This window comes from Sphingomonas mali NBRC 15500 (assembly GCF_001598415.1).
GTDB lineage: Bacteria > Pseudomonadota > Alphaproteobacteria > Sphingomonadales > Sphingomonadaceae > Sphingomonas > Sphingomonas mali.
Genome location: NZ_BCYX01000010.1, coordinates 76,518 through 89,133, shown reverse-complemented (window position 1 = coordinate 89,133; position 12,616 = coordinate 76,518). Strand labels below are relative to the sequence as shown.

The 12,616-nt window shown below is 66.1% G+C and carries 10 protein-coding genes; 4 read left to right on the top strand and 6 right to left on the bottom strand.

Annotated elements, in window-relative coordinates:
• The first annotated feature begins 155 nt into the window (after positions 1–155).
• Both SMA01S_RS09870 and SMA01S_RS09865 read left to right on the top strand, forming a co-directional pair.
• Positions 156–1,775: a DUF1800 domain-containing protein gene (locus SMA01S_RS09870; protein WP_066821044.1), complete on the top strand. Its 1,620-nt coding sequence runs from the start codon at positions 156–158 to the stop codon at positions 1,773–1,775.
• A gap of 18 nt (positions 1,776–1,793) precedes the next feature.
• A complete protein-coding gene (locus SMA01S_RS09865; protein WP_066820915.1) occupies positions 1,794–3,008 on the top strand; it encodes a DUF1501 domain-containing protein in 1,215 nt (404 codons plus the stop codon).
• A 15-nt stretch (positions 3,009–3,023) separates the two neighbouring features.
• On the opposite strand, the gene SMA01S_RS09860 is transcribed toward SMA01S_RS09865, so the two are convergent.
• Positions 3,024–3,806 (bottom strand): helix-turn-helix domain-containing protein, encoded by a 783-nt coding sequence (locus SMA01S_RS09860; protein ID WP_066820914.1) that lies wholly within the window; start codon positions 3,804–3,806, stop codon positions 3,024–3,026.
• Between the two features lie 81 nt (positions 3,807–3,887).
• Complete coding sequence (locus SMA01S_RS09855; protein ID WP_084250220.1) at positions 3,888–5,294, bottom strand: glycoside hydrolase family 28 protein; 1,407 nt, start codon at positions 5,292–5,294, stop codon at positions 3,888–3,890.
• 407 nt (positions 5,295–5,701) lie between these two features.
• Here SMA01S_RS09855 and SMA01S_RS09850 point away from each other — a divergent pair, with 407 nt between their 5' ends.
• On the top strand, positions 5,702–6,457 hold the full coding sequence (locus tag SMA01S_RS09850) for an AraC family transcriptional regulator (RefSeq protein WP_066820912.1): 756 nt from the start codon (positions 5,702–5,704) through the stop codon (positions 6,455–6,457).
• 264 nt (positions 6,458–6,721) lie between these two features.
• Here the strand turns inward: SMA01S_RS09850 and SMA01S_RS09845 are convergent, their stop codons facing one another.
• A complete protein-coding gene (locus SMA01S_RS09845; protein ID WP_066821035.1) occupies positions 6,722–9,208 on the bottom strand; it encodes a TonB-dependent receptor in 2,487 nt (828 codons plus the stop codon).
• Positions 9,209–9,234: 26 nt separating this feature from the next.
• Positions 9,235–9,969, bottom strand: coding sequence for a phosphatase PAP2 family protein (locus SMA01S_RS09840; RefSeq protein WP_066820909.1), 735 nt, complete (start codon positions 9,967–9,969; stop codon positions 9,235–9,237).
• A 215-nt stretch (positions 9,970–10,184) separates the two neighbouring features.
• Between SMA01S_RS09840 and SMA01S_RS09835 the strand changes: the two genes are divergently transcribed.
• Positions 10,185–10,562, top strand: a complete 378-nt coding sequence (locus SMA01S_RS09835) for a PepSY domain-containing protein (RefSeq protein WP_245649221.1) — start codon at positions 10,185–10,187, stop codon at positions 10,560–10,562.
• Here the strand turns inward: SMA01S_RS09835 and SMA01S_RS09830 are convergent.
• Positions 10,525–11,928, bottom strand: a complete 1,404-nt coding sequence (locus SMA01S_RS09830) for a sensor histidine kinase (protein ID WP_066820907.1) — start codon at positions 11,926–11,928, stop codon at positions 10,525–10,527. The genes SMA01S_RS09835 and SMA01S_RS09830 overlap by 38 nt on opposite strands.
• Positions 11,919–12,599 (bottom strand): response regulator transcription factor, encoded by a 681-nt coding sequence (locus SMA01S_RS09825; RefSeq protein ID WP_066820905.1) that lies wholly within the window; start codon positions 12,597–12,599, stop codon positions 11,919–11,921. Before SMA01S_RS09825 ends, SMA01S_RS09830 begins: the two co-directional genes overlap by 10 nt.
• Between the last annotated feature and the right edge of the window lie 17 nt (positions 12,600–12,616).

Below are 12,616 nucleotides of genomic sequence, written 5' to 3'. Positions count from 1 at the left end.
GCAGGCGCAATGACGCGGCCGAGGCGGACGCCGCAAGGTGGCCGAGCCCTCCCTCCGCCCGTCACGGTAAGCCGATCAGAAACCGAGGATTATTCGTGTTCGACAGGAGCGGTTCAGGATCTGAAGCGTAGAGGACCGCTCAAAGGATGGCCGATATGCGCGCACGCTTCGTATCAATTCTGCTGTTCGGAACAATCGCCACGCCCGCACTGGCCGCCCCTGCGGCGCAAGAGACGACGGCCTGGGCAAACCGCCTGACCTGGGGCGCTTCGGCGGCGACCGCCGACAGCGACAAGGCCGCCAGCTCTCACTGGCTCGACGCCCAGCTCAAGCATCCCGACGATACGCTGCCGCCCGAGGCCGCCGCCCGGATCGCGGCGATGCGGATCAGCCGCACGCCGCTGGCGGCGCTGGTGGTCGATGAAGATGCGGCGATCCGCTATGCCAACAAGTTCACCGACCCTGCGCAGCGCGACGCCGCGCGCAAGGCGTATCAGCAGGACATGAACGCCCTCGCCAACGAAGCGGCGACGCGGTCGTTGCTGCGCGATCTCTACGCGCCGGACCAGTTGCGCGAACAACTGACCTGGTTCTGGTTCAACCATTTCAACGTCCAGGCGCAGAAGCGCGACATCCGCGCCCTGGTGGGCGATTACGAGGACACGATCCGCGACCATTCGCTGGGCAAGTTCCGCGACCTGCTGGAAGCGACGCTCAGGCATCCGGCGATGCTGCGCTATCTCGACAACGATCAGAACGCCGCGAACCACATCAACGAGAATTACGCGCGCGAGATCATGGAGCTTCACTCGATGGGAGTCGGGTCGGGCTACACGCAAAAGGACGTGCAGGAACTGGCGCGGATCCTGACCGGAGTGGGCGTCGATCTCAGCCCCAACGCGCCCAAGCTCAGCCCGCAGCGCCAGGGGCTCTACGTCCGCGCGGGGCTGTTCGAGTTCAATCCCAATCGCCACGATTTCGGCGACAAGCAATTCCTTGGCCACACGATCAAGGGCAGCGGCTTTGGCGAAGTCGAGGAAGCGCTCGACCTGATCGCGCGGTCGCCGGCAACCGCGCACCATGTCTCCGAGCAGCTCGCGACCTATTTCATGGGCGACACGCCGCCCGCTTCCGTGGTCGATCGCATGACCGCGTCCTGGCAAAAGAGCGACGGCGATATCGCGCAAGTGCTGCGCACGATGATCCGCGCGCCCGAATTCAGGCAATCGCTCGGCACCGTGTTCAAGGACCCGATGCATTATGCGGTTTCGTCCGTGCGCCTGATGTACGGCGACAAGGTGATCCTGAACGCGCAGCCGATCATCGGCTGGCTCAACCGCATGGGCCAGGGCCTATACGCGCGCGAAACGCCTGATGGCTATCCGATGGAGTCGGCCGCGTGGACCGGACCCGGCCAGATGTCGGTGCGGTTCGAGATCGCCCGGCAGATCGGCGGCGGCGCGGCGGGGTTGTTCAAGCCCCCCGCTCCTCCGGCCGCCGTGGCGGCGGTGGGAATGGCCGGGGCGTCGGCGCCGGCAATGGCCGGCTCGATGGCGTCGGCTATGACGGCATCCGGAGCGCCGCCGGTCGCCGCGGCTGCACCAGCGCCGCCGGCCGTTCCGGTGCCGGCGCTCCCCAAGCTGCAGAACGCCGCTTATTACGGCGCCGTCGCGCCGGTGCTCGGCGGGCAGACCAAGACGGCGCTGACCCAGGCAAGCTCGCCGCAGGAATGGAACGCGCTGTTCCTGTCATCGCCCGAATTCATGCATCGCTGACGCGAACGGAGAAGGTTTATGTTGCTCGATCGCCGTGACCTCATCGCCGGTGCCGCCGCACTGGCTCCCCTGATCGTCGCCGGGCGCGCCTTCGCCGCGCCGCAAGCGGGCAGCCGGATGCTCGTCGTGTTCCTGCGCGGCGCCTATGACGCCGCGAATATCATCGCGCCGACCGGGAGCGATTTCTATCACGCGTCGCGCCCGACGATAGCGCTCGGCAAACCCGATCCGGCCGACCCCAATGCGCCGATCGCGCTCGACGCCGACTGGAGCCTGCATCCCGCGCTCAAGGAGTCGATCTATCCGCTGTGGCAGAAGAAGCAGATCGCCTTCGTGCCCTTTGTCGGCACCGACGACATGAGCCGCAGCCATTTCGAGACCCAGGACACGATCGAGCTCGGCCAGCCGATCGGCGGCCATCGCAATTACAATTCCGGCTTCATGGCGCGGCTCGCCGCGGCGCTTGGGCAGGACAAGCCGATCTCGTTCACCGATCAGCTGCCATTATGCTTTCGTGGCGGGCCGGTGATACCGAATATCGCCCTGGCGGCGGTCGGATCGAAGCCCGCCGTGCCGCCCAAGGACGCCGCCCTGATCACCGCGATGTACAAGGGACAGCATAGCGGGGCGAACGACCTGGGCAGTTCGGTCGCCGAAGGGTTTCAGGTGCGCGACACCGTGTTCAAGACCGTCGACGAGGAAATGAAACAGGCGAGCCGCGGCGCGGTCAGTCCCAAGGGCTTCGAATTGTCGGCGCGGCGGATCGGGCGGCTGATGCGCGACCAGTTCAACCTCGCTTTCGTCGATGTCGGCGGATGGGATACGCACGTCAATCAGGGCGGCGCGCAAGGCTATCTGGCGACGCATATCGGCGAATTGGGGCGCGGCCTTGCCGGCTTCGCCGATGAGATCGGCCCCGATGCCTGGCGGAACACGACCGTCGTCGTCGTCTCCGAATTCGGCCGCACCTTTCACGAGAATGGCGATAAGGGCACCGATCACGGTCATGGCAGCATCTATTGGGTGATGGGCGGCGGCGTGAATGGCGGACGCATCGCGGGGCCCCAGGTCGCGCTGTCGCAAGCAACGCTCAACCAGGGCCGCGACCTTCCCGTCTTGACCGATTACCGCGCGATGATCGGCGGCCTCGCGGCACGGCAATATGGCCTGGCCGGCGACCGGCTTGGCACGGTGTTTCCCGCGGCCAAACCGGTCGACTTGCAGCTCATCTGACTCGCCCGCCCCACCTCACTCGATCGTCGCGCCCACTACGTGCCAGACGCCGTCCTCGCGATCGAGCGTGACGGTCTCCACCGCATCGGCTTTGTTGGCGTAGCTCGCTCGGAACTTCACGACCTCATAGCCGTAAGGCGGCGCGGGGAGATACTGCTCGCTGAGGAACGTCCGTGACTTCGCCGCGCCGAACTGCGCGCGCATCTTTTCGGACACATCGGCCCAGACCTGCGTCGTGTTCATCTTACGGAAGGAGGCGCCGGTCGCCCGATAACTGTCGTCCCAACGGTCCTGATCGACCAAGGCCAGCCATTGCCGCGCCGCGTCCACGACTTCCGCATTGGGCTTCGCGTCGGCGGCGACGGGTGTCGATGACGGCGCGGACGCGGCCTGAGGCAAGGCGACGAATGCCAATAGTCCGAGAGCAAGGGTCATGAGCAACACTCCGATGACGATCCAGGGATGGCGGGTGACCCGCCCTGCGCCGCTGACCGGCGCCCTTCCCTGATCCACGCCAACGCGGCTCGCGGCTTCCCCGATTCCTCTGTCCCCGAACAATTCGGGGGTCGGCGACCCCGGCTCACCACCCTCGGATTCGAACAACAAGCGCGCGGCTTCGCGGCTGCTGGACACCGCCATCTTGCGGCGCGCGTCGCGCAGTCGTTCGTTGATCGTGTGGACCGAGAGGCCAAGGCTGCGCGCGATCGATTTGGCGTCGTGACCGCGGACGATCAGGCGAAGGGTCTGCTTTTCCTTCTCGGTCAGGGAGCCAAAGCCGTGTTTCACCGCCATGTTCATATCTCACCGGCCTAAGCCGGGCATAGGGTCGCAGCTACCCCGAAAAATTCGTACCTTCAGCGACGCACGTCGGGCAATCGCCTACGCCACCAACACCTGCCCATTCACCCGCACGCCATCCAGCCGCAGATCGCGCGTATGCGCGATCAGGTTGTGCTCGCGCGCTTTCCCCACCGTCACGTCGCGGATCAGCACGTCCTCGACCGGCGCCGCCTCCACCCCGACGATGCGCAGCGCGCGGCCGGTGTTGCGGCAATCGACCCGCTCGACGGTGAACTGCTTGTAGGTCGGGGGCGCGTTGCCGCCGCGCGAGCGGTGATAGGCAGTGGTGAAGTCGATCAACGTGTCGCTGTCGCGCACCTTCACGTCCCGCACGCGGACCTGGGCGATCGTGCCGCCGCGATCGAGATTGGCCTTGAAATAGATCGCCTGCTTGGCGTGGTGGACCTCCAGCCGTTCGACGAAGATGTTGGAAGCGCCGCCCGACATCTCGCTGCCGATGGCGATCGCGCCGGCGATATGGGTCGACATCTGGCAATCGCGGATGACGACGTTGCGAGTGGGCAAGCCGACGCGCCAGCCGTCCTGATCGCGGCCCGATTTGATCGCGATGCAATCGTCGGAGACGTCGAAGCGGCAATGTTCGATCAGCACATCCTGGCACGAATCGGGGTCGCAGCCATCCGAATTGAGGTGATGGCTGATCACCGTGACGTTTCGCACGATGACGTTGGTCGAATAGACCGGGTGGATCGTCCAGAACGGCGAGTCGACGAACTTGGGTCCGTCGATCAGCACGTTGGTGCAGCGGAAGAACTGGACGAACGGCGGGCGCAGGAAATGGCCGGGGCCAAAGCGACGATCGGCGACGGGCGTGCCGGCCTCCCCCATGTCGCGCAGCACTCCCTTGTCGTGATCCTGATGCACGCGCCACTGAAAGAAGCCCTGCCCCCCCTGGCCGTCGCACACGCCCTGGCCGGTGATCGCGACGTTGGTGCAATCGCGCGCGTAGATCAGCGGGGAGTAATTATAGACCTCGATCCCTTCCCAGCGGGTGAGGACGATCGGCAGCGCGATTTCCCCCGGTTTGCCAAAGCGAAGCACGGCATCGCGCTCGAGATGGAGATCGACGTTCGAGCGGAGATGGATCGCGCCGTTCATCCGCCACAGCCCGGCGGGGGCGATGACGCGGCCGCCGCCCGCTGCGGCGCAGGCATCGATCGCCGCCTGGACGGCGAGGTGCGCCGGGGCGCCATGCTTCGCGCCGTAATCGAGGATCGAGAAGGTCGCCGCGGGGAAAACCGGCGGCCGCATCCGCGCGACAATCGCATCGACGGGGGCCCAGTCATCGCGGGCGACATCGCGAGGATCGACGGGGCGAAGGTCGGCGGGCGCGGCGGCGGCGCGAGCGGCAACAGGACCGATCGCAGCGCGTCCGGCGGCGGAAAGTACGAACGAGCCCGCGACGACCGCGCGGCGGTTGACCATCGAAACCCCACCCTCTGCCGGGCATACCACGACGACCTCGACCGTCGCGCCGCACCCGGACCCTATGCATTCGGGTCGGCGCGCCCGAATTGGCGATGCTCAATGAGCAGCGGATGCGACCCCGCGCCGACCTATCGTATCCGGCCCGCCCCTCTCGCGTGCCCCCACAGCCGCGAGTACCCGGGCAACTGACCGGACCGTCGATATATACGCGGTCTTACCAGCCGGGCGCAGTCCGGAAAAGACCGGAGGTGCGGTGCGGCAGGCCGCTTTCGTTTGGCCGCCGCGGCGCTAGAGCGTGCTGCGAATAGGTGGAAGCCGGCTATTCGCAAATGAGCGCGCGGCCACAATGATTCTAGAGCCGGCTGTGTTTCCATCGAAACACAGTTGGCTTTAGGGTGGCTCGCATGGTCGCGGGGCGGGCAAAGCTGGGGATGGCGCAGGGCGTCAGCGTGTGGGTGCTGGAGGCGCCGGCGGGGTTCGGCGACAGCCACGTCCACGCGCATCACGCCATCCAGATCACCGTGTCGCTGTCGGGCGCGTTGATGCTGGCGGACGCGACGACGATCTTGCGCGCGCCGGCGATCGCGGTGGCGGCGGACGCGCCGCACCGGTTCGAGGCGGACGGCCTGCTGGCCTTCATCTTCGTCGAGCCCGAAAGCCGCGCCGGGCGTGCGCTCGGCCGGATGCTGTTCGCCGACGGGCCGCTGACCACGATCGACGCCGAGGCACTGGCGCCGGTGGTTGCCCCGCTCGCTGCCACGTTCGGGGCCGGGCTGACGGCCGAGGACCTGTTGGCGGCGGGACGGGCTGCGGTGGAGCTTCTGGCCCCCGCCGGCCCGGCGCCGATGCCCGATCCGCGCGTGCGGCGGGTGATCGAGCAGGCGGCGGTGAGGATGGACGGATCGCTGGACGCCGCCGCGGCGGCCGCCGGCGTCCATTTGTCGTCCAGCCGGCTGCGGCACCTGTTCGTCGAACAGACCGGGCTGGCATTCAAGACGTACCAATTGTGGCTGCGGCTGGTCCGCGCGATCGACGTCTATGCCCAGGGAAAATCGCTGACCGAGGCGGCGCATGCGGCGGGATTTTCGGATTCGGCGCATTTCAGCCGCACGTTCAAACGCACCTTCGGCCTGCCGGCGACGACGCTGGAGCGACTTTAGCCCCTACGTTCAATCGCCGCGGCCAGTCGCGGCCTATCCGGCGCTCCTCACCAAGGAGGAGAATGACGATGACCGACCAGACCGACACCAGCAAGCGTTGCTCGGACACTTGCCCCTGCACCGATTGCACTTGCGGCAAGGATTGCCGTTGCGCCGAAAAGGCGTGATCCGCGCCGACGACCGGACACGTGGCGGCCGCGATGGCCGCGCGTGCCCGGCGTTCGTGCGCCGGCGTGGGGGGCGGAGCGACGCCCCCGTCGCCGATCAGAATTTCAACCGCGCCGAGACCTGGAACGAGCGCGGCGGCAGATAGCTGAACTGATCGGCCTGACCATAGCCATTCTGATAGCTGGTACCGTTGATCGTGACGGTCGGCGCGCCCGACGAGCTGTTGGCGATCGACGTGACCGCACGGCTGTTGAACACGTTGTTGACGGTCACGCCCAGGCGCAGGTTCTTGCCGATCTCCTGGCTGATCGCGAAATCGCCGATGCTGTAAGGCTTGATACGATACAGGCGCAGGTTCGGGTTGCCGTTGAATTCAGTGGCGTATTGCGGGCCAGTATATTTCTGGTTGAACGACAGGCGGAAGCCGCCGTTGCGATAGATGAACCCAGCCGCCGCGGTGGAGAACGGCGCTTTGGCGATCTGCGCGCCGGTCGTGACGCTACGCGCTTCATTGTACGATCCGTTGGCGAACAGGGTCAGGCCGGTGACCGGCATATAGCTGACCTGTCCTTCCACCCCCTTGTAGCGGACCTGGCCGATGTTCACGAGCAACGTCGTGTCGCAGCCGACCGTGGTGCAGGTGCCGATCTTGTTATTGACGTTGATGATATAGCCGTCGGCGTCGATCGAGATCTTGTTGCCGTGCCACACGGTGCCGATTTGGTAGTTGGTCGTGGTCTGCGGCTTTAGGCTGTCGAGCGCGGTCGAAAGCTGGCCGGAGGACGAATAGAAGCTCGACAAATCGGGGACGTACATGCCCTGGGCATATTGGCCGTAGAACGACCAGTTGGTCATCGCCTGCCAGTTGATCGTCAGGAACGGCAGCGTCTTGGTCCAGGTCGCCGAGGTGTCGAGCGGCAGGCGTGTCTTCTGGTTGACCGCGGCGTCGATCGAGCGGTTGAAATGGACGTATTTGACGCCGGGGGTGATCGACAGGCTGGCGATCGGGCGGAATTCGAATTCGCCGAACAGCTGATATTGGTTCCATGTCGAATGCTGGACGTAGCTGAGGTTCGCTTGGGAGATCGGCGGCAGCGCGTTCTGCGCCGACGTGCCGTTGCCGTTGTTGAATTTCTCGTTGTAGCTCGGGGTGCCGGTAGTCAGGTCGAAATCGATCAGATGTCGGTCGGTTGCGGCCTGTTCATACCATCCGCCGACGCGGATCTTGCCCATCGAGAAATCGTAGTTGAGCTGGCCGATATAGCCGAGCACGCGGTACTTGTTCATCTTGCTGTAGCCGAGGATGTCGGTCGCCGGCCCGGCCACCGCCTTGTACGGCGAGGCGGGCGTTCCCGCGCCGGAGAAGCCCGTGACGACATTGCCGGTATTTCCGGACCAGGTATTGTTGGTGTAGCCGTACATGTACGCACGGTTGTCCATCGAAAAGCCCGATCCGAGATCGCTCTGCAACCGCAGGTAGGAGAAATCGGTGGTCTTGTCGGTGCGGTTGTACTTCCAATAATCCTGCTGCGTCGGATCGTTGCTCAGGCCGTAATTGCGGCCATAGACGCCGACGTTGGAGCTGGCAGCGCAATTCTCCCCCGACAATTGGGTCAAGGCGCTTCCGTCCGGCCCCACCGCAGCGTTGGCAAAGCCCGCAATCCCCTTTGTCGCGCTGCCGCAAGTCGCGCCTTTCAAGACGTCCGACTGATAGTAATAATTGCGGTTCCACGTGCTCATCACGGTCAGCGTGTTGGCGCTGCCGATCGGCACCACCGCCTTGGCGTAGAGGTTCTTCGAGCCGACCGGCGAATAGGTCAGCGCGCCGTCGGACCGCAGATACTGGCCGGTCACTACGATACGCGTGCCGCCAAGGCTGTCGATCGTGCCCGACTGGAGTTCGGCGCGAGCGACGAAGGTGTTCCAATTGCCCAGGATCGCCTCGACCTGGCCGCCCATCTCATCCTTCACGCCGCGCGAATACATGTTGATGTTGCCGCCGAAGCTGGCCTGGCCGAGCTGGCTGGCATTGCCAGGGCCGCGGTCGACGACGACGGTCTCGATCGTGTTCGACGGGAAGAACGAGGTCGAATGGTGCGTCGGGTTGTTGGTGTCGGCGAACGGGATCGAATCGTAGGTGACGTTATATTCGCCGTCCTGGAACCCGCGGATCGTCGCCTTGGTCTCGCCCAGGCCGTAGCCGTTGCCCGCGCCGGAGATCGACACGCCGGGGGTCAACGCGATCAGTTCGTTGAAATCCGACGTCGCGGTCGCGTTGTCGATATAGTCCCGGCTGACCGCCGATTGCGGCTGGGTGGTGGTGAGCGATGCGGTGATCGGCGCGCTTTCGGCGGTGCGCGATCCCGTAACGATGATGTCGGAAGAGGTCAGCGACTGTTTGTCGTTGGCCTGCCCCTTCTGGTTGGCGCTGGTCGATTGGTCGTCGGTGGCGGGAGGCGAAGCATCCTTGGCGGCCGCCGGAGCGGTCGCATCCGGTCCGGCGATCGCGGCGGCAGGAAGCAGGAAGGCGCTGGTCGCGGCAGCGGCGAGCAGCGTGGCACGGAAAGCGGTTCGGTTCATCATCATCCCCAGTTCGGCAAATAGATCGGTTACGGTCGGGCGAGTTCGCGGCGCGCGGCGGCGACTTGATCGGCGAGGCGCGGATCGGCGAGCAGGCGGTCGGCGATCATCACCGCGACGCCGTGGCTGGCTTCCAGATCGGACTGGAAATGGACGCCGCAGATTTCGCGGCTGAGCGAATAATCCTGCGCCCGGGCGATGATCGCGGGCGCGCGGTCGGGCATCAGCCGGGCAAGCGCCCAGCCCACCGACCAGGCCATGCCGCCATGGCCGCTCGGATAGCCGCGATCAGCGACCTTGCCCTTGCCGCAATGCGCCATCTGGGGATCGACGCCATAGGGCCGCAGCCGCCGGAAATGATCCTTGCCCGCGCTGACGACGCGATTGGTTTCGCGCTGAATCCGCGTGAGCAGCGCATAGGTAGCAGGGAGCTGCTCCAGATCGCGACCTGCCGCCTGGTCGAAGGCGGTGGGATTTTCGGTCTCGCCGTCGCGCTCGGCCTGGGCGAGGCGCTCAGGCGAAGCGGCGGCGCGCACTGCCTTCACCTGCTGGAGTTCGATCGCTTCGAGCGGCGAGTTGTGTGGCGGCGGCGGCGCGAAGGTGCGGTCGGGCGCGAATTCGGCGGGATCAAGCAGCGGCGGCGTGGCGTCCTTCGCGGCGGCGGCGGGCGCCGCAGCCATTTGCGGCGGCAGCGGGCTCGCCTGGACGCACGACATGGCAAGTCCCGCCGCGAGTGCGGACGGCACCAGATATCTGGCGATCATCAATGCTTCCTCTTTTGTCACCCTGAGGACCAAAGGTGCCCGAAAGCGCCCAGGTCATGAGGGGCCGCTAGGTGCGCGTGATGACGGTTCCGTGACTCACGGCACCCCGAACGGGTTCAAAGCGCCAACATTGCAAACTTAGAATTTTATCATCACCCGGTTGTCACATCCCCGGTGTCAAACCCGCCTGCCGCCCGCTCGGGGCGGTTACCTCCATGTCGGGAATCCTGAAGATGCGTCGCTGGCACAAGCTGCTTGCCCCCTGGTTCGCGCTCATCCTGTTCGTCATCGCCTTCACCGGAGCGGTGACCCAGGCCACCGCCATATTGGACGCACCGCCGGCAAAATCGGTGGCGTCGGTCGGCGGAAAAGCGGGTCGGGCCGGGATGCCCAAGGAAGAAAAGCGTACTGCGCTGGGCGCCTGGAACCACTGGTTCAAGAAACTGCATTCCGGTGAATCGCTCGGGCCGGTCGGGATCGCGCTCAACCTGGCGGGCGGACTGGCCTTGCTGTTCTTCGCCGGGTCGGGCGTCTGGATGTACCTGACGATGTGGCTCAAGCGGCGACGGGGTCGGCGGCTGCGCGCGGCCTAGGGGAATCGTTCGCCGGAATCCGCACGCGGACTTCGAGCCCCGGGGCGGCGTCGGCCAAGTCGATCCGTCCGTGATGAAACCGGACGATCGCCTGGGCGATCGCCAGCCCCAGGCCACTGCCGCGCGTGGCAGATGCGGTCGTGCCGCGCTCGAACGGACGAGTCACGCGGGCCAAATCGGCGGCGGCCAATCCCGGGCCATCGTCGCGGATCGTGATCACGGCCCCACCGGCGTCGCGTTCGAGCGACAGCCGGGCGCGCGTTCCGGCGGGCGTGTGCGTCGCGACATTTTCGAGCAGGTTGATCAGCAACTGGTTGATCAGATCAGAATCGCCGGTGATCGCGACATCGTCGAGCCGCCCGACTTCGAGCGTACCGCCGCGGTCGGCGATCACCGGATCCATCGTATCGGCGACATCCTCGATCAGCGGCCGCAGCGAAAGCGTGCCCATCGCCGAGGGATGACGGCCAGTCTCGATCTCGGCGAGGCGGAGCAACGCGTCGAAGATGGCGATGATCGACGCGCATTCGCGCTCGGCGCGCTCGAACGTGCCCGACAAGGCCGGGTCGCCATCGGCGGCACCGCGCGCGAGCGTGCCGCGCAAACGCGTCAACGGCGTGCGCAGATCGTGCGCGAGGTTGCTCGAAAACAACCGCTGCGCACGGACCAGTTCCTCCATCCGGTCGATCATCCGATTGAGGCTCTCGGCCTGGACCGCGAACATGCCGTCGAGCCGCTCGGTCGGGATACGCCGGCTGAGGTCCCCCGCGGCGATGGCGTCGGCGGCGCCTTGCGTCTCGGCCAGCCGGCTGGCGGTCAGGCGCGCGAACAGGAAAGTCGCCGACACCCCCATCACCAGCGCGACGAGCGAGATCGCCAGTACCACGCCGGGCAAGAGCGCGTGGAGGCTAGCCGCCGCCTCGCTATGCTGGACGATGACCAGCAAACTGCCGCTCGGCAACCGCGTGGCGAGCGCGCGTCCGAGCTGGTAGCTGCGGCCGCCGCCGAGGAAACGGACGTCGGAAAAGCCGGGATGCGGCGGCGCGATATCGAGCCGGCCCGCGATCCGCGTGCCGTCGCGCGAAAACAGGACATAGGTGCGCTCGCTGAGCACCTTGCGGCGTTGCCAATCGAGAATCTTGGCCGCCACCACGGCGTCATCGGCGCCACGCCCATCGGCCGGTGCGAGATATTTGGCGGTGTGATAGCGCAGCGAGGCGTCGATGCGGCTGGACACCCAGGCGTCCGCCGCGCTGAAGCCGATCATCCCCACCGCCAGCATCGCGATCGCGAACGCCATGCCGAACTGGATCGCGAGCCGGCCAACCCGCGGAGACCGCGACAGCGTGCGCGGGATCAGGCGCACCGATCCGACCGCAAGGTATAGCCGGCACCGCGCTGGGTCTCGATCGGGTCGCAGCCCAGACCCAGCAACGCCGTGCGCAGCCGGCTCATGTTGCTTTCGACGATGTTGGTGGTCGGCGAGAAGGAATAGGCCCAGACGCTTTCGAGCAGCATCGACCGTGTGACGAGGCGGTCGGCATTGCGCATCAGATGCGCGAGCAACGAATATTGCTTGCGGTTGAGCGCCGCCGAGGCGTCGCGATAGCGCGCGCGGTGACTGCTCGGATCGAGCTGCAACCTGCCGACTTCGAGCTGCGATCCTTCGGGCCGCGGCGCATTGCGCCGGGCGATCGCGCTGAGCCGGGCGGCGAGTTCGTCCATGTCGAACGGCTTGGCCAGATAATCGTCGGCACCGACCTCCAGCCCCTCAATGCGATCTTTGACCGAGCCCAACGCGCTCAACATCAGGACCGGCACCGTATTGCCCTGGCGCCGGACATGGTCGATCACCGACAGGCCGTTGATGTCGGGCAACAAGCGATCGAGCACGACGGCGTCATGCGGCCGCCGGTCGAGCACCAGGATCGCTTCCGACCCGGTCTGGGCGAGCGTCGTCTCGTGGCCATGCAGGCCCAGGCCGGCAACGATGTGCTCGGCGATCACCGGATCGTCCTCGACTATCAGGAAGCGCACGCCCGTCTCCGTCGTCC